General features: G+C 67.1%; 14 protein-coding genes and 5 pseudogenes. 7 read left to right on the forward strand and 12 right to left on the reverse strand.

Going from position 1 to position 17,233, the window contains the following annotated elements; all coding sequences use genetic code 11:
* Nucleotides 1–64: 64 nt before the first annotated feature.
* Complete coding sequence (locus ACFU97_RS28000; RefSeq protein ID WP_384261790.1) at nt 65–721, reverse strand: DUF1326 domain-containing protein; 657 nt, start codon at nt 719–721, stop codon at nt 65–67.
* Between the two features lie 441 nt (nt 722–1,162).
* On the opposite strand from ACFU97_RS28000, the gene ACFU97_RS28005 reads away from it, so the two are divergent.
* Complete coding sequence (locus ACFU97_RS28005; RefSeq protein WP_384262017.1) at nt 1,163–2,695, forward strand: MFS transporter; 1,533 nt, start codon at nt 1,163–1,165, stop codon at nt 2,693–2,695.
* Nucleotides 2,696–2,840: 145 nt separating this feature from the next.
* Here the strand turns inward: ACFU97_RS28005 and ACFU97_RS28010 are convergent, their stop codons facing one another.
* The 3 genes from ACFU97_RS28010 to ACFU97_RS28020 form a co-directional block, all read right to left on the reverse strand.
* Nucleotides 2,841–3,353, reverse strand: a complete 513-nt coding sequence (locus ACFU97_RS28010; RefSeq protein ID WP_384262020.1) for a universal stress protein — start codon at nt 3,351–3,353, stop codon at nt 2,841–2,843.
* Between the two features lie 263 nt (nt 3,354–3,616).
* On the reverse strand, nt 3,617–4,408 hold the full coding sequence (locus tag ACFU97_RS28015; protein ID WP_384261792.1) for an STAS domain-containing protein: 792 nt from the start codon (nt 4,406–4,408) through the stop codon (nt 3,617–3,619).
* A 156-nt stretch (nt 4,409–4,564) separates the two neighbouring features.
* Nucleotides 4,565–4,942 carry a hypothetical protein gene (locus ACFU97_RS28020; RefSeq protein WP_384261794.1) on the reverse strand — a complete coding sequence of 126 codons (378 nt, stop codon included), beginning with the start codon at nt 4,940–4,942 and terminating at the stop codon, nt 4,565–4,567.
* Between the two features lie 189 nt (nt 4,943–5,131).
* Here ACFU97_RS28020 and ACFU97_RS28025 point away from each other — a divergent pair.
* Nucleotides 5,132–5,644, forward strand: a pseudogene (locus tag ACFU97_RS28025) (short chain dehydrogenase); the annotation flags it as partial.
* A gap of 547 nt (nt 5,645–6,191) precedes the next feature.
* Here the strand turns inward: ACFU97_RS28025 and ACFU97_RS28030 are convergent.
* Both ACFU97_RS28030 and ACFU97_RS28035 read right to left on the reverse strand, forming a co-directional pair.
* On the reverse strand, nt 6,192–6,980 hold the full coding sequence (locus ACFU97_RS28030; protein ID WP_384261797.1) for a ZIP family metal transporter: 789 nt from the start codon (nt 6,978–6,980) through the stop codon (nt 6,192–6,194).
* Nucleotides 6,981–7,564: 584 nt separating this feature from the next.
* Nucleotides 7,565–8,392: an alpha/beta fold hydrolase gene (locus ACFU97_RS28035; RefSeq protein WP_384261800.1), complete on the reverse strand. Its 828-nt coding sequence runs from the start codon at nt 8,390–8,392 to the stop codon at nt 7,565–7,567.
* 339 nt (nt 8,393–8,731) lie between these two features.
* Here ACFU97_RS28035 and ACFU97_RS28040 point away from each other — a divergent pair, with 339 nt between their 5' ends.
* A complete protein-coding gene (locus tag ACFU97_RS28040) occupies nt 8,732–9,070 on the forward strand; it encodes an SDR family NAD(P)-dependent oxidoreductase (RefSeq protein WP_384262023.1) in 339 nt (112 codons plus the stop codon).
* 58 nt (nt 9,071–9,128) lie between these two features.
* A complete protein-coding gene (locus tag ACFU97_RS28045) occupies nt 9,129–9,587 on the forward strand; it encodes a nuclear transport factor 2 family protein (protein ID WP_097227248.1) in 459 nt (152 codons plus the stop codon).
* A gap of 296 nt (nt 9,588–9,883) precedes the next feature.
* On the opposite strand, the pseudogene ACFU97_RS28050 reads toward ACFU97_RS28045, so the two are convergent.
* Nucleotides 9,884–10,291 (reverse strand): annotated as a pseudogene (locus tag ACFU97_RS28050) (transposase); the annotation flags it as partial.
* Between the two features lie 366 nt (nt 10,292–10,657).
* Here ACFU97_RS28050 and ACFU97_RS28055 point away from each other — a divergent pair.
* Nucleotides 10,658–11,898: pseudogene (locus ACFU97_RS28055) on the forward strand (IS110 family transposase).
* A gap of 6 nt (nt 11,899–11,904) precedes the next feature.
* Here the strand turns inward: ACFU97_RS28055 and ACFU97_RS28060 are convergent.
* The 3 genes and pseudogenes from ACFU97_RS28060 to ACFU97_RS28070 form a co-directional block, all read right to left on the reverse strand.
* Nucleotides 11,905–12,318 (reverse strand): annotated as a pseudogene (locus ACFU97_RS28060) (transposase); the annotation flags it as partial.
* Between the two features lie 61 nt (nt 12,319–12,379).
* A complete protein-coding gene (locus tag ACFU97_RS28065; RefSeq protein ID WP_384262027.1) occupies nt 12,380–12,808 on the reverse strand; it encodes a RacP protein in 429 nt (142 codons plus the stop codon).
* A gap of 4 nt (nt 12,809–12,812) precedes the next feature.
* Nucleotides 12,813–13,148 (reverse strand): annotated as a pseudogene (locus ACFU97_RS28070) (DUF6192 family protein); the annotation flags it as partial.
* 203 nt (nt 13,149–13,351) lie between these two features.
* Here ACFU97_RS28070 and ACFU97_RS28075 point away from each other — a divergent pair.
* Entirely contained in the window at nt 13,352–14,215 is an 864-nt protein-coding gene (locus ACFU97_RS28075) for a tyrosine-type recombinase/integrase (protein ID WP_384261803.1), read from the forward strand.
* A 42-nt stretch (nt 14,216–14,257) separates the two neighbouring features.
* Nucleotides 14,258–14,797, forward strand: a complete 540-nt coding sequence (locus ACFU97_RS28080; RefSeq protein ID WP_384261805.1) for a YrhB domain-containing protein — start codon at nt 14,258–14,260, stop codon at nt 14,795–14,797.
* Nucleotides 14,798–14,799: 2 nt separating this feature from the next.
* On the opposite strand, the gene ACFU97_RS28085 is transcribed toward ACFU97_RS28080, so the two are convergent.
* On the reverse strand, nt 14,800–15,642 hold the full coding sequence (locus tag ACFU97_RS28085) for a DUF6192 family protein (RefSeq protein WP_384261808.1): 843 nt from the start codon (nt 15,640–15,642) through the stop codon (nt 14,800–14,802).
* A 738-nt stretch (nt 15,643–16,380) separates the two neighbouring features.
* The gene (locus tag ACFU97_RS28090) at nt 16,381–17,115 is read right to left on the reverse strand and encodes a hypothetical protein (protein WP_384261811.1); all 735 of its coding nucleotides are present in this window, start codon (nt 17,113–17,115) and stop codon (nt 16,381–16,383) included.
* Between the last annotated feature and the right edge of the window lie 118 nt (nt 17,116–17,233).

The raw sequence follows: 17,233 nt of genomic DNA on the forward strand, positions 1-17,233 counted from the left end.
TCGCCAGGTGACGAGAAGACCAGCAGCACCTCCTGGACGTCCTAGATCATTTACGGGACAGGGTTCAGTCAGGACCGCTCCAGTCGAACGGGAAGTGTTTGCTCGACTTGCCCGACCGCTCCCAGGAGAAGCCGAATGCGTCGGCTCGGTCGACGGTGGCGCGTCCCCAGGTGGCGACCTGACCGGGGCCCACCTCGGCGCCGGGGGCGTTGTGGACCTGGACGCGGGCGCCGTCCGGCGTCGTCGGGCCGGTGAGTGCCTCTGCCGTGGCCATGACCCGGCCCGGGATCTCGGCCCGCCAGCCGCCGAGGTCCTCGTCGATCTCGACGTGGACGGGGGCTACGTCCATTCCGCGCATCTCCGGGTGGAACATCGCCCCGAACTGCGCCGGCCAGCCGCCCGCCTCACCACCGAAGACGGCGCCGAGCGCAGCGCGCTGCTGCTCGTCGGCGCGCTCGTCGAGGAAGACCGCGGCGTACGGTTCCGTGTGTGTCCCGGCCCAGGGGTTGCCCACGAACGAACCGAGCATCAGCACATTGAGATCGTCGAGCCGCACGTCGCCGAAGGTGCCCTCCCGGATGTGCCAGACCAGCACGCCTTCGCAGTCGCCGTAGGTCGGCGGCTGCGCAAACGTGCAGGGGCACGGTATGGCGCACTTGCAGACATCGAACCAATCACCGGACAGGCGCCAGTGCGTACCGGTGGTGACCTGCTCCGTCATCTCGCTTGCCTCCTGACGAGCCGATGGCCCTCAGTCGGAGTGGCGAGACCGCGTCTCCCGAGCCCCCTCCCAGATCGCGAGGCGGCCTCACCTCCAGCTTGCACCTCACGTCCCAGCAGGGGAAACCCGGCCATCAAGAAGTTCACGCGCGAGGTCCGCCCCGGCGTACACCTGATGCGGGCTAACGCCTGTTGCGAGCCGGGTGCTGTTCTTTGTGGTTGCTGTCCGTCTGCGATGCCGAGCCTGGGCAGGGTGTGTGAGCACGTGGGCGGGTCCCGCGACGCGGTCATACGTTGTGATCGCCGTGATCGGTGTGGCTGCTGAGGTGCGTGCGATTGCGTTCCGTCGGAGACTGACCTGGTGAGAGGAACGCAAGCCAACCTGAACGAGAACGAGGTCGGTGCGCCGCGCGCAACCTCTCAGTCGCTCGCGCTGGCGGCCATGATGTTCGCGGTGGCGATGACCTTCATCGACCAGACGATCGTCTCGATCGCGGCACCCGGCATCGTTGCCGATCTGGGTCTGTCCGCCTCCGGGATGCAGTGGGTGATCAATGCCTACCTGCTGTCCCTGGCGGCCTTCTTCGCCCTGGGCGGTCGTCTCGCGGACCTGTGGGGTCCGCGGCGGGTGGTCGTGGCCGGCACGGTGATCTTCGTCGTCTCCTCGGTGCTGTGCGGCTGCGTGCCGGACGGCGACTACGCCCTGACCTGGCTCATCGTCTTCCGGGCGATTCAGGGCCTGGGCGCTGCACTGCTCTTCCCAGCCGCCCTGGCCGTGGTCGTCGCGGTCTTCCCGGTCGAACGACGGGGAAGAGCGCTGGCCCTGTTCTTCGGTCTGACCGGTGCGCTCACGGCGATCGGGCCGCTGCTGGGCGGCTGGCTGACCGCCTGGACCTGGCGGGCAATCTTCTGGGTCAACGTTCCCGTGGCGATCGTGGCGCTGATCCTCACCGGTTTCGCGCACATCAGCGACCGCCGACGGCGGGAGAAGCTGGACGTCGTCGGTGCGTTGCTGATCATCGCGGGGATGGGACTGAGCGTGCTCGGCTTCCAGCAGGCGTCGGCGTGGGGCTGGGACAGCGCGGCGACCTGGGCCTGCGTCGTCGGTGGCCTGGCCGTCCTGTACGTCTTCTGCCGCTACGAACGGCGAGTTCACCACCCGCTGATCAATCTCACCGTCTTCCGCGACCGGGCCTTCACCGTGGACGCGCTGGTGCTCTTCTTCGCCATGCTGGCGTTCGTCCCGCTGTTCTTCTTCGCCTCGGTGTACTCGCAGGTCTCCCTCAGCGCCTCGCCCAATCAGGCAGCCCTGTACCTGCTGTACTTCTTCGTGGGGTTCGCCATCGCCTCCCAGTGGGGCGGTCGCATCCTCGACAAGCAGGGCGCCCGCCCGGCGATGAAGACCGGCTGCGTGGTGGGCGCCGTCGGATTCGCGCTGTGGGCCGGCAAACTCACCGACCTGTCGATGCACGACCAGTGGCCGTATGCCGCGCTGGCGGGGGCGGGCATCGGTTTCATCCTCGCCCCGGCCTCCACGGACGCGGTGAACCGCGCGATCGACGCCTCGTACGGCGAGGTCACGGGAATCACCCAGACGGTCCGCAACTACGCGGCCAGCGTGGGCCTGGCGATCTTCAGCACCATGCTGACCCACACGATGACCGACAACGTGGCGGGCACCCTCCGCTCGCGCGGGCTCCCCCCGGACCGTGCGGACTCCTTCGCCGAGCAGGTGACCCAGTCCGTCACGGGCAATGCCGACGCCCGTACCCCCACCGGCGACGGCCCGGCCGCGACCACCATGCGCAACGCGATGTCAGCGATCCGCATGGACTTCGCCGAGGCCAACCAGTGGGTCTTCTACGGCATGGCCGTGGCCCTGGGCATCGGCTTCCTGTGCGCCCTGGCCCACCCGGGCGGCCGTGTCACGGCACCCGCAGACACGACGGCAGAGCACGCGTCCGCGCAGCGGTGAGCAGCTGTGCGGTGGTGCAGGTGTAGCGCCCGTACTCGAGGGAGCGGCCGGAGGCGTGCACCGGGGCCGCGGAGGGCGTGGAGTTGAGCCTGGCGGGGACGGCCGGCGGCGTGCCGGTTCCCGATGGAGGGTCTGCCAGTGGTGCCTAGCGGTGGTGCGGAGGGTGGTGGGGTGGGTGTGGGGGCGGGGCCGGGATGCTGGACAGCGCGGGTGTGCTCTCCGGCCAGACCAGCAGTACGGGGCAGGGGGCGTGGTCGATGACGAAGCGGCTGTGCGGACCCAGGCTCTTGGGGCCCAGGCGGCTGCGGTCGCCGTCCCGGGCCACGATCAGCAGGTCGGCGTCCTCGGCCGCGGCGACGACCTCACGCTCGATGTGTCCGGTGCGCGCGATGCGGCTGCAGGGCCGGCCGAGCCGGTCGGCCGCCTTCTGCAGCAGTTGCTCCGCGGACTCCGCGGCCAGCTGCTCCACCCGGGTGCCCGGATCCTGCTCCGGGTGGCCGCGGCCGAGCAGGCCGGCGAACGCGCCGTGTGCGACGGCCGGAAGTTCTTCGTCGCCCACGTGCACCAGCACGATCTCCGACTCGTCGGCCGCGTGGACGCGGGCGGCGTCGACACACGCGGGCCAGGTGCCCTCAACGATCCACACGACGACGGTCATGTCAGTCAACCTCCGGCCTCCTGTTCCGTCTTGGGTCAGGTTCCCGACAGGGGCAGCGGTCCTCGCCGGGCGCGTACCGGCCAGGCCGGTACGGCGAGCACGGTATCGGGCCGGGCAGGGTGGGGCCGCCTCAGCTTCACCTCAGTGTCGTGCTCGCGCACCATCCGCCGCCACAGCTGCGCCGCCGGCGACCGGTCGGAGGCGACGTCGGGTGCGATGCAGGTGTGGCGGCAGGACCACCGGCATCGGCGAGTGGCGCTCGTCTAGGGAACATGGCCGGCCGCCCGGGCCAGGCGGGTCAGGGTGAGCTGCTGTTCACTGCTCCACCGCTTCGCCTGGTGGTGGTGTACCGAGACGACGCCGATCAGGACGCCGTCGGGGGTGGTGATGGGCAGGGATGCGACGGCATTGACGTGGGCGTCCTGCAGTACGTCGAGGGCGGGAGTGCCGAGAAAGACGGAGGAGGCGGCCACCTCGTCGACGAAGGTGGGGACCTGGTCCTGGGCGGCGATGCCGCAGGCGGTCTCGCGGTCGTCGACGGTCTCGAAGAAGTCGAGGAAGGGCTGTTGGAAGCCGCGGTGGGTGACGATGTGCAGCAACCCGGTTTCCGTATCGAGCAGTTGGGCGTTGCCCATCGGGGCACCGGTGATTCTCAGGGCGAGGACGAGTGCTTCGCGGACCAGTGAGGTGCGGCGTTGGACGTCGTCGGAACCGAGCAGCGGGACGGGGCGGGCGGTGGTGTACAGCTCTGGCGGCCCGTGGGCCTGCAGCACCCGCACGACGCTGCTGTGCGCGCGCTGCAGCACCAACTCGCCGCCGTTGGAGCGGAGCTGACGGTGGGATGTGTGCAGGAGTTCGGCGATCAGGGGTGTGCAGGCGGTGACCCTGCTCAGGTCGAGGGCGATCCTGCGCTCGCCGTTGCCGGCGGCTCGTAGGGCTTGGGCCAGTGCGGGAACCGAGGCGATGTCCAGCTCGCCGGACACGTGCAGGGTGGTGGTGTGGGGGTGGTGGGTGACGGCGATTCGCACGGTGCGTGATGCCTGGGCCCAGGGCATACGGCGTCCCTTTCGCTGCGCGGTACCTGCCTCAGTCTAGGAGAGAGGGATGGGCCCGGCTCCCCGCATGGTGGTGGTAGGACCGTTGCGGACAGGGCGGGTTGGGGACGGGGTGGGCGCTCCTCCGTGACCTGCGAAATGAGGATGTGGCACGCCTCATCCCTGCCGTTCCCGCACCACACCCCGAACGATCATGATCCGGTGAGCGGACCACTCGTGGTGACAGGCCTCGCACACGCACTTGCGCCAGCCAGCCGGCCGATCCCCCCGGGAGCGCACACGGCCCGGCGCGCCGCAGAATTCACAGGTGCGCTCCGTCTCCGCCTCCGCCGCAGCGATCACGGCCCGCAGCGCGGAGTGCTCGCATCCCTCAGGCTCGACCTGGAGTCGCAGGCCGCCGAACTTTTCCTTGAGAACGGTGAGCGCATAGTCGGGGGCAAGTGCGCGCAACTGCTGATGCACCCGGGCCAGCAGCTCCTGCCAGCCCGGCCCCACCACATGGGCGAGGTCAGGGATTTGCGCCGATAGGTGCACGCTCTAATCCCCTCGTCGTGTCCGGTCTATATCGCAGCACCCGCAGCGGTCTAACAGCACGATCGGCGGTGCTGTCAGAACGGCTCCGGGTCTTATTGATCAATGATCCCCCACTTCTGAGTAGCCCTGACCGGGCCGGCTCCCGTTCCACTGGAGCCGGCGGCACGCCATTGACGCCTCAAGCCGCAGCGCGTGACCCCGCAGGTCAGCGTCGCGGCGAACAGCAACGCCATCAACTGGCAGGACCTGAACCGGGACCGCTCCTACAACGGCGGCCGCGCCTACAGCCAGTCGAAGATCGCGTTCGGGCTTTTCGGTCTAGAACTCGACCGGCGGAGCAAGGAAGGCGGCTGGGGCATCACCAGCAACCTCTCCCACCCCGGAGTCGCTCCGACAAGCCTGCTTGCCGCGCGCCCCGAGCTCGGCCGCGACAAAGACACCATGGGTGTACGGCTCATCCGCGCCCTGTCCGCCCGCGGCATCCTTCTCGGGACCGTCGAGACCGCGAAGCTCCCGGCCCTCTTTGCCGCGACGTCCGCTGACGCCGAGGGCGCCCGGTTCTACGGCCCGAGCGGCCCTGGACACCTCGGCGGCCCTCCCGCCGAGCAGAAGCTCTACTCCCGCCTTCACAGCCCCGAAGACGCTCAGCGCATCTGGCAGGTCTCCGAGGACCTGACGAAGGTGTCGTTCACCAACGGTTGAGGCAGCAGCCGACGCTTCTCCGTGGTCTCCGATACCCCGTGTCGAAGCCGTTTTGCCCGTGAACTGCGCGGACGAACCGGGGCGGGGCTCGGACCGCGCCCAGTGGCGCACAGGGGCCGAGGGACGCAATCTCCCCTGAGTAGAAAAATGTATGACCGCCCATCTGGCTGCTGTTGGCACACTCGGGGCCGTCCATGCGCTTCACCGATAGCGCCGCACCCCGCCTGGGCGACATGCCCGGGAATTGCACCCGACTCGAGCTCGACGCGGACGCCGCCGGGTGCCATGAGCGGACCGGATGCGGTCTATCGGGGCCTGGACGTGACTCAGTCACCATCCCATTGCCCACCCTCAGTGCCTATTCCTCAGCTGGTCATGACATGCGAGGACCCTCCGGCCTTTGTCAGGGCTTGCCATGGCTTGTGGCGAGCTCGGCGCGACGGCTTGACGGACCTGTTGACCTGGATTTGGGGGGGGCGATCCGCGATCGTGGATCGGAACAAGGACTGCACTGCAGGGGAGGGGCATGGCGACTGAGTGTCTGAGATCAGCTGGCCAATCCGATGACCAGCCACATGAACGCCACTCCCGCTATGGTGAACAAGAGGGTCGCCCGCGTCGGATGCGGACTATGTGCCTCAGGCAAAATGTCTGACGTCGCCAGGTAGAGCAGGAAACCGGCGAAGAAGCCAAGAAATATGCTCAGGATGTGCTCGGAGATGGTGAATGCCAAAGTCACTGACGCGCCCGCGATCGGAGCAGCGGCATCGGCCACGACAAGTGCTAGAGCTTTCCGTCGGTCATTACCGTATAGCTGGGTAATGGTAAACGTGTTGAACCCGTCGGCGAAGTCATGGGAGATTACGGCAATGGCGACCACGGTGCCCGTGGTCCCGCCCGCTTGAGCCGCCGCTCCGATAGCGAATCCGTCAAGAAAACTATGCCCCACTAGCGCGCCCGCCGCAGCAATTCCCAACCCTTGGGCTCGCACATCTCGGGATGCGTGACCATGATGATGGTGAGGCGCTGAGAACGGGTGCGAGTGAGGCCCGTACTCCTCTTCATGTGCCCTGTGGATAGCCACACAGCGTTCCGTTACGTGCAGTACAAGGAAACCGGCTATGAACAGGAGCAGCGGGACAGGGACCCCGAATTTCTCCGTCTCGTTCGTTTCCAGCGCTTCGGGTAGCAAGTCGAAACCGACAATTCCCAGCATCAATCCTGCTGTGAGGCCGAGCACGAGATGTCGTCGGTCACCCACATGTTGCGCGACCCACCCCCCGAGCAGGGTGGTAGCGGTGGCACCGGCTGCTATCAGTAGAGGAGCTGCCATCATGATCTCCCATCACAGATGGAGGCCGAGCACGGAGAAGGAGCTGCCTGCGGTACGGCGGTTTGCGCGCCGCCCAGCCTCAAGCCGCCAAACCGGGTAAATCGTGAAGCACTTGCACGGCTGGGAACCTGCCCCGGTCCGAGTTCTTGGCGGATGCCAAACGAGTTGCCCGGGAGGAGGTTGACTGCCCCCCGGGCGCGGACACAAGTCCGGTGCCTGGCGGCCTGCGCGGCATTGCTTGTCGCGCGTACCTGCGGTCGCCGGCAAGAGATCTCGGCCGGTGCGATCCTCTCGTACGGCGTCACTCCGGCAGTGCTTCACCGTTCTGCTCTCTGGCCATGTAATCCGCGTATCTACACAGGGCCTAGGCAATTCCGGGACGTTCGTAGTGTGCGCTGCAGCAAGCTCCAGTTGGGATGGCTGACGAGCGGAGACGGGGCACCTGCGAGAACGGGCGGCCGTTCTTTCGAGCAGCCTCTGAAAAGAACGAGCCCCGAGCTCACAGAGCTCGGGGCTCGGGATCGGCTGCGGTGCGGTCCGAAGCGAGCGGAGCCTCGGCCCGCGTCTTCGGGGCCAGCGGTCCGACTTCAACTGCGGGCGAACTCGAGGAGGTCCTTGTTGAAGGTCTCGGCGTACTTGGGCACCATGGCGAGACCGTGCGGCGCGCCCTCGTAGACCTTGTACACCACGTCCTTGACGATCTTCGAGGACTTAGCGCCTGCGGCGACGATCGGAACGATCTGATCGTCGTCACCGTGCACGATCAGAGTGGGCACGTCGACCTTCTCGAGGTCTTCGGTGGTGTCCGTCTCGGAGAACGCCTTGATGCAGTCGTAGGCGCCCTTGATTCCGACAGTCATGCTCCAGAGCCAGAACTCGTCTAGCGTGCCCTGGGAGACGGTGGAGCCTTCGCGGTTGGCGCCGTAGAACGGGACGCTCAGGTCCTTGTAGTACTGAGACCGGTCCGTCGCCACGCCCTCGCGGATCTCGTCGAACACCTCGAGCGGCAGACCCTCGGGGTTCGCCTCCGTCTTGAGCATGAGAGGCGGAATCGCGCCCAGGAGGACCAGCTTGGCGACCCGGCTCGTACCGTGACGGCCGATGTATCGGGTGACTTCACCGCCGCCGGTGGAGTGACCGACCAGGATCACGTTCTGAAGGTCTTCGGCTTCGATGACCGCGGCCAGGTCATCGGCGTAGGTGTCGAGGTTGTTGCCGTCCCAGGTCTGTCCGGAACGCCCGCCCCCGCGCCTGTCGTGCGCGATGGCCCGGTAGCCGTTGTCCGCCATGAGCTTCATCTGCGGGTCCCAGGCGTCCGCGGTCAGCGGCCAGCCGTGGGAAAAGACTACGGGCTGACCTGCCCCCCAGTCCTTGTAGAAGATCTGCGTACCGTCGCTGGTGGTGGCGAAAGGCATGGTCTGATGTCCTCTCGAAGCTGGCTTGTAACCTCACGCGTCACGCAGGTTAGGGCTGTGACGGAATTGGGTACATCCTGCGAAGTTCACCCTAGCCCCGGGGCTCTGCTTCAGCGCGTCGAGAACAGTAAAGTCGGGGCGAGTGAACCTGGAAGCGAGTTGCAGCGCCGATGACGGCTCGCCAACTACCTGATTTAGGCGGCACGTTGTGCGGCAACTGGGATGAGTGGAGGGGCTCCCCTTCGTCTGCACAAGCCCAGTTGATGCCGAGTCTTCGGCCACGATGATCTCGCGGCGGCAGTGTGTAATTGCTCGACTACTCGCAATGTGACACCGCAGGTGGCGCGGAATATAGGGTCGACCAATGCGATCTCCCCCGGAACGAGCCTGGCAACTTACGGCGCATCGAAGGCAGCAGTACGCAACCCGGTGCGCAGCTGGGCGCTCAGCGCGCAGGAACGGAAGTTCCGGGTTAACGTGCTGACCCCGGGCCCAACCGAGACCCCGGGCCTGGTCGGCGCCGTAGGCCCGGACCACCAGCTCGCCTCGCAGGTGCCGCTCCGCGGGATCGGCCGCCCGGACGAGATCGCCGCCGTGGCGACGTTCCTCGCCTCGGACGCTTCCAGCTTCGTCAACGGCGCCGACTGGTTCGTCGACGGAGGCCTGGCGCAGGTCTGACCGCGCTCTTCAACCAGCGCGAGAGCGCACCACAACACACCACGTACCAGGAGGAAAAGTGAACGCCACCAGCGATATTCAGAAGCGTCGCGAAGAGATTGCTATCAACTACTTCCGCATGGTGGACGCCGGCAACCCTGCGGTTATCGACGTCTTCACGGACGATGCTCGTATGTTCTACCCGAAGTTCGGCATCGCACGTGGGAAGGCGCAGATCGGAGCGTTCGCTCAGGGGCTCGGTCGGGGAATCGCGTCGCTCAAGCACGAGATCGAGGGCTTCACCGTGTTGTCGTCCGGGAACTACGTGATCGTCGAGGGGGTGGAAAGGGGAACCACGACGTCAGGCGTGGACTTCCCTGACGGTGTTTCCTCCTTCGGGCTGTTCTGCAATGTGTTCGAGTTCGAGGGTGAACTCATCAAGAGGGTCCACATCTACGTGGATCCTGACTTCGCCAACACCCACGCCGAAGGTGTGGCTTGGGGTAAGTCGGTGCAGGACAGCATCGCCAGCCTGTAGTCGACAGCCTGCACCGTGGTGTCGCCACTGGGGCGGGGCCGCATGGCGATGAGGTCGCAGTGCCAGTGCGCAATCTAGGAACGCAGCGTGCGGCTGGGCGGATAACCGCAGATGGACGCCCAGGGACGGTTGATCGTGGCCTCCTCGGCGAGGGGGCACCCCCGACCGGCTAACCGGGCATGGCCGGCGGTGGGACAGTGGTCTTCCCCGGGTCAGGAGCAAGGAAAGGACGCTGTCCTTGGAATCGGTCAGTCCCGGACCAGTTCGCGGGGTGCCGGCTGCCCGTTCCTGCGGGAGCCTCGGCGGGTGATGCGTCTGGTCATGATGGTGATCGCCGCCCAGGTGATCAGTGATTCCGAGTGCTGGATGAGCCGTTCGTAGTCGCGTGCGTGCCGACGGGCGTGCATGATCCAGGCGAGAGACCTCTCGACCACCCAGCGGCGAGGCAGGACGACGAACCCGCTCGCGTCCTTCGGGCGGCTGACCGTCTTTAAGGTCAGGCCCAGCCGGGACTTCGACCAGGTCACGAGCTGTCCGGCGTAGGCGGAGTCGGCCCAGGTGATCGTGATCTCGGGGTGCATCAGCCGCAGCCGGAACAAGACCTCCTTCGCGGCGTCGCGGTCGGTCATGTCGGCGGGGGTGACCATCACGAACAGCGGCAGGCCCTTGGTGTCGACGACCAGGTGCCGCTTGCGGCCGTTGATCTAATGGGCGGGAGCTGAGCTCGTTGAAGCACCTTCCCGATGCCGATCGCCGGCGTCAGCACGACGTCCTCCGTTGATCCGGGCCGTGAGCCCTCAAAGAAGACTGACGCGTGCTGACGCTCGCCGTCGGCATCGAGAGCGATCACTTGATCGTCGATGATGATCGTGGTCCAAGCCCCCTGCGGGGACTACCTCTTACGTGCTCGGGAGCCACCAGCTCCGATCAAGACCGAGGGCCCCGCAGGTCGCTGGGGTCATGAACGGCTAATCGGATGTCGGGCCGCCGAGCCCTTCCATTAGAGAGACGCATGCCCTGCACGGCTGTGACCAGCCACAACACAGGTTCGATGAGGAAGCGTGAGGCGAGTGCAAGCGTTCTGCGGCATCGACTGGGCCGGCGATCACCACGACATAGCCGTCGTCGACGAAACGGGTTCGCTGCTGGCTCGTGCTCGCATTGATGACTCCGCGGAAGGGCTCGACCAGCTGCTTCAGATACTCGCTGAGCACGGCGATAGTCCGCAGGATCCCATCCCGGTGGCCATCGAGACCTCCCATGGTCTTCTGGTCTCCTGCCTACGGGCAACGGGCCGCCCCGTCTACGCCATCAACCCGATGGCCGCCGCCCGATACCGGGACCGTCACACGGTCTCCCGGAAGAAGTCCGACCACCTGGACGCCATGGTGCTGGCGAACATTCTCCGCACGGACGCCGCCGCTCACCGCATGCTTCCCGCCGACTCGGAGGTGGCTCAGGCCGTCGCGGTCCTTGCCCGTGCTCAACAGGATGCCGTCTGGGACCGAACCCAGGCCGGCAACAAGCTGACCTCCCACCTGCGTGAGTACTTCCCCGGCTACCTGGCCGCCGTTGGGCACCGCCGCGAGGGCATCTATCACCCCATAGCCCGGGCTCTCTTGGCCGCGGCGCCGACCCCGTGCGAGGCGGCCAAGCTGACCCGGCCGCAGCTGCGGGCCGTATTGAAGAAGGCTGGCCGCAAGAACACCATCGACAGGGAGGTCGAGCGTCTGCACAGCGCACTTCGCGCTGCACAGATGCACCATCTTCCCCTGGTCGAGGAGGCCATGGGGCGTCAGGCAATCGCGCTACTTAGGCAGTTGGAAGCCTCGTGCGCGAGCGCCGACGATCTTGCCGAGGCCGCGGTGCAGGCGTTCGAGACACATACTGATGCCGAGATCATCACCAGCTTTCCAGGCTGGGCCCCCTCAGTGGAGCTCGGGTTCTGGCTGAGATCGGCGACGACAGGACTCGGTTCGCCGACGCCAGAGGTCTGAAGGCATACGCGGGTTCCGCCCCGGTCACCCGGGCCTCCGGCAAGAGTGTGTCCGTCGCGGCCCGCAGGGTGAAGAACCAGCGGCTGGCCGGCGTTGGCTACATGTGGGCCTTCTCAGCGATGGCCCACTCAGACGGAGCGCGGGCTCATTACGACCGCCGACGTGAGGCCGGAGATCGGCACACGGCCGCTCTGAGGAACCTCTTCAACCGGATGATCGGCTGTCTCCACCACTGTCTGACTCACCGCGTCCCGTTCAACGAGGCCGTAGCCTTCCCGACGTCGCGAGAACCACGTCTTGCCCTCGCCGCTTGACACGTTCTTCGCATCGGATGTCTTCTTCGCTCCGTCATAGCCGCGCGAGTCCCGTCCGACGGTCTCTGCGGCTCTGACCAACTGGGAGTCGATCACCGTGGCGACCACTCCCGGGGCCCGGCCCATCTCGCGGCGGATGCGTTTGCGCAGCTGGTCGCGGATCTGCCCGACCACCCCGCAGGCGGCCCAGCGGGCCATGAAGCCGTAACACGTGCGCCAGGGCGGGAAGTCCTTGGGCAGGGCCCGCCACTTGCATCCGGTGTCCACGACGTAGCGGATCGCGTCGACGACCTCGCGGCGAGGGTGCTTCTCGGGGCGTCCCCCCTTGGGGGATTCGCAGGCCGGGGGCGGGAGGAGCGGCTCGATGAGGGCCCATTCGTCGTCAAAGGTGTCGGACGGATAGCAGCGGGACCTGCCTATCCATCTACCTCCCCTCACCAAGTACGGGGGTTGGGGCCGGCCACTTCGCGGCCGGCCCCCCTCAGGCGTTGATGTAGTCGGCGATGATGTCGAGCGTGGATTCGACCGAGCCGAGCTGGGTGTTGAGGTGTCTGATCCACCGTCCCTTCGGCTGGAGGGCCGCGTGCGGGCCGACGACAGCGGTGATGAAGCGGCGGATCTCGGTGAGCTTCTCTCTCACGATCACCAGTGCGTAGGCCTGGAGTTCGTCCGTGTCGGTGCAGAAGCGGTAGCCGTCCTTCTTCGTCCAGATCAACGGCGGCCAGCTGCGTTCGGCGATGATGTCGCGCAGGCAGGCCAGGCCCGCGCAGGCCTGGCTGGGCGTCAGCTCGCTGGAGCGGACGAGCTGGACGAAGGTCAGCCCGGCCGGACGGGCTTCGAAGAGCACGAACCGGATGGTGTCGGCGTGCCGCTGGGACGCCGCCGATCTGCGCTCCGAGGCGCGCGGCAGTGCCCTATTCGCCTTGCAGGAGGCGGGCCAGTTCGCCGTCGACGTCGACCTTCCCGGTGTCCACGGCCGTCTCGATCCACTCCAGCGTGGCGCGGACGCGGGCGACGTTCTCGTGGACGATGACGCGTTCGTCGTCGCCGAGCTGCCGGTTGCGCAGGCCCGGGACGATGCGGCCGGACACGGCGACGAACGAGTGACAGGCGGCGACCAGGTCCAGGAACTCCATGGAACGGTCGATCGCGCGGACCGCGGGGGCGACGGGACTGTTGCGCTCGAAGTCCTCGCGGGCCTGCTGGCCGCGTTCGACCTGGGCGCGGTTGACCTGGTGGCGGGCGGTGTCTCTGTTGACCCGACTACCAGGTGACACGCCGGGCATCGGGCGAGTCGAGCAGGGGCTGACCGGTAGACCTCACGCAGTACAGGAGGATGTCTGTGTGGGGTCGTTGGATGAGGTCGAGCGGGATCTCGGTGCAATCCGTCTGCCGCGTTGGGGCAAGTTGGTCCCGTCGGACGGCGTGGTGCCATGGCTCGTGGTGGATCCTGATGGGGTGCCGGTCGAGCCCGTACGACGGTTCCTGCGGGATTTCGTCGCCCGCAACCGGCCAGGCTCGGTTCGCAGTTACACGTACGCGCTGCTGCGGTGGTGGCGTTGGCTGCACGTCGTCCAGGTCGAGTGGAACCGGGCCGCCGCTGCCGCACCTCTTCCAGCGCAGGATCGGCTGGAAACGCGACGTCATCAGCACGAACATGCTCTACCAGTTGCTCAACGACACCCTGGCCCGAGCTGCCCTCACCGACCAGACGGGCGAGCTCCTGCACTTCACGCCGCACGACTTCCGGAGGATCTTTGCGACCGAGGCCGTCGCCGGCGGTCTGCCTGTCCATATCGCCGCTCGTTTGCTCGGTCATACCAATACGAGCACTACGGAGGCGTATCTAGCCGTGTTCCAGGAGGACCTGATCCGTTCCTACCGGGCCTTTCTCGACCAGCGGCGGGAGACACGGCCCGCAGAGGAATACCGCGAACCCACGACGGACGAGTGGCGCGAGTTCCACGAACACTTCCACACCCGCAAGCTGGAGCTCGGCGACTGCGCACGGCCCTATGGAACTCCGTGCCAGCATGAGCACTCGTGTCTGCGCTGCCCGATGCTACGGGTTTCCCCCAGGCAGCGGCCCCGGCTGATCGAGATCACCCGCAACCTCTCCGAGCGCATCGCAGAGGCGCGGACGAATGGCTGGCTCGGAGAAGTTCAAGGACTCCAAGTCAGCCTCACCAAGGCCAAGGAGAAGCTCTTTGCCCTCGACCGCTCTCTGGAACGCAGCCGCAGCACCGGCCAGGGCGGTCCTACCGACCTCGGCATGCCCGTGATCACCAAGCCGCGTTCCGGCCTGAGACGAGAATGAAATCTGCTGGTCGTTCCCTCACAGGTGGGGGATGCTGCCTGAATGATCGACCGTGAGTTCGCCGTCCGGCTGGTGGAGGCGCATCTGGAGCGTGAATCGCCGGGGCAGCTGCGAGTGACACATGTCGAAGAGCACGAACTGGCGTGGATTGTCTCCTACCAGTCCGCGGAGTACGTGCGGACGGGAGACACCTCTCAGCTGTTGGTGGGCAATGGCCCGTTTCTCGTTGATCGCGTCGATGGCGGGCTGCGCTCGATTGGTGTGGTGTCCGCGCACACCGGCGCGTGGGAAGAGGACTACCGGACCCGCATCCGGAAGACGGCCACACGAACGGCGGTGGAGGACCTCCACGACGAGATACGCCAGACCACAGCAACTCGCGGGCGGATCTTCGCTATGCACGTGCTGCGGCAGAAGGTTCCGGCGCTTGCTCACGCGGAGGTCGTCCAATACGTCAATGCTCTGCAGAGCGGCTCGGCACCGGCCCATCTCGTGGCTATCTCCACCAAGGCTCTCGTCCCTGAACTCGACCCAGTCCTCAGCGTCCACACCATCCAGGCAGGACAACACACCACCGGCTGAGCTCAAGCCATCAACCGGTAGTCCGGATAATCGTCGCCCATCGCCTTCAACGCGACGTCCGGCCGGCGCAGGAGACCGGTGGTCACCTCGGTGGCGACGGACTCGTCCCGGGTCAGTTCCTCGACGACCTTCACCTTGTCGGCCGCTTTGACCTTCGCGACGACCGCGGGCCGGCGCAGGATGTCCGGGGCGACCGCGGCGGCGACATCGTCCTCGCGCGACAGCTCCGTGACGACGCGGACCTTCTCCTCGGGCTTGACTTGGGCGACCACGGCCGGACGCCGCAGCGGGTCGCCGGTCACCGTCGCGGCGACCTCCTCGTCCTTGGCGAGGGTGTGGATGGCGCTGACCTTCTCCTGCGGGGTGACCGGGTTGGCGACCTGCCGGCCCGTGCGGCGCTTGGCCTCGTCCGGCGTCCACCGCGACCGGCCCGACGGCGGCGTCAGGATCGCCGCGAACCGCTCCTCGTCATCGGCAATCGACGCAAGGATGTTGTGGACGGTGAACGACACCTCCGCAACCCGCCGGTCCTTCGGCCATTTCGACGCGGTCTGCCGGGCCTGCTTCACCGTGTAGTAGGACATCCCGATGTCCTCGGACAGGCGGAACAGTGACTCCTTCACCGTGAACGGGCCGTCGGCCGATGCCCCGCCGTGCTCGCGCATCGGCTCGATCTCCAGCGCGTAGTCGCCGACCTGGAACAGGATGCGGCTGGCCGTCTTCACCAGTTCCCGCAGCTCAGCCACGATCTCCGCATAGCGGTGAGCGCTGACGCTGCCGACCTTGTCTGCGGCCGTCTCGATCTCTTCGGGCACGGTTTCACCACCAACCCGCAGGCCGGGCACGGCAGTTGACCGTGACGAGACCCGGCCCGCCTCTGGAATCAGAGGGTCAGACCGAAAATCCTATGATCACAATGAACGACCGCAATTGACCCGGACGTGACCGGAGTTGGGATGCGGGTGCGTTCGCACTGCGGTCACTGTGACCGTTCGTCGAACGATTCCTTCCGGGCCCTCCAGGCCCTCGTCACGCACCGCCGTGAGCAGTAGACCGCGTTCGACCGCCGGTCCACCCCGGCCACCCAACCAGTCCCGCACTCGGGACACTCCACCCGGCCGGTGCCCTCCAGTTCCGCCGCCACCCGCTTGCGCCACCGTGCCTGACGGCGCCACTGCCTGGCACGACAAGCCGCCGAGCAGAACCGCGTACGAGCTGGAGCACCCGGCCTCAACCGCTCACCACAGCCCTCGCACACCCGCCCCGCAACCCCGCCGGCGCCCTCGGACACCCAGCCCGGCTAAGACCCAAAGCTACTCAAAACCGAGGATCGAAAACAGGTACTCACTCGGGTCCGGCCCGATTGCGGTGGATTCAACGACTGCGTCTGCGCCGGGCCGCTGCACCTGCTGCTGTCCCAGGGCTTTGAGCGCCTGGATGATGCCCGCCAAGGCCGGGCAGCGCGAGGCAAGCTGGATCCCAGGGGCGGCGCCGACATCGGACGACGGAGGGATGCGGGTGCGGAGGCCAGGGTGAAGGCGAGGGATCCGCGCGCTTCGGCATGAACCACCTGCTTGTTTCTTTTACGGGTGCAGTGCCTGGCGCAGAGTGAGGCCGTGGCGCTCGCGCAGGCGGCGGATCTCCCAGAGGGACAGGGCGGTCACGGTGATGGGGGCGCCCATCATGAAGACGACTCGGGCGATGATGGGGACTCCGGCGTAGGCGCCGGTGATGACGTCGAGCAGGGCCAGTTCCCAGGACAGGACGATGGCGAGGCTCGGTGGTACGAGTTCGTGGATGTCGGCGGTGCGCAGGACGTGGACGAGGGACAGGCCGATGCCGTAGAGGGCGAAGCCGACGGACCAGGCGCAGGCGACGAAGAGGAGGATCTTGCCGGGCAGGCCGATGAGGTCGCGGAAGCCTTTGGTGACCGGGTCGGGGGCCATGGCCAGCGGGAAGGTGGCCATGGCGCCCATCAGGGCGCCGATGGAGCTCAGGGAGCGCAGGGAGCGGCGCAGGTAGAGGCGTCTGAGCGGTTGTTGGGCGGCGGCCACGAAGACGCCGAGGACCAGGGGGAAGGTGCAGATGAGGATCAGGACGCTGGTCCAGCTCTGGCTGAACCGGTCGGAGAGGGCGCTGCCGACGTCGGCGGTGTCGCTGATCAGGCCGTAGGTGATGGTGAGCCACAGCCAGGCGGCGATGCCCAGGACGCTGCGCCACAGTTGGAGTCGGCCGACGGTGGGGTCTTCGACGCGGTCCGGGCGCGAGGGACGGAAGGCCCTTTGGGCGGCGTAGAAGGGGTTGCGGACGCAGCGCAAGACCCTCTGGCGTCGCGTCGGTTCCGGCGCGGGCGGCATACCGGGCGGCCGTAGTCCGCCGTAGGGGTGGGGAGGCTGGGGTCCCCAACCGGCCGGCGGCTGCGGGGGATAGGGGCCC

It is taken from the genome of Streptomyces sp. NPDC057616, assembly GCF_042800575.1.
Lineage (GTDB): Bacteria > Actinomycetota > Actinomycetes > Streptomycetales > Streptomycetaceae > Streptomyces.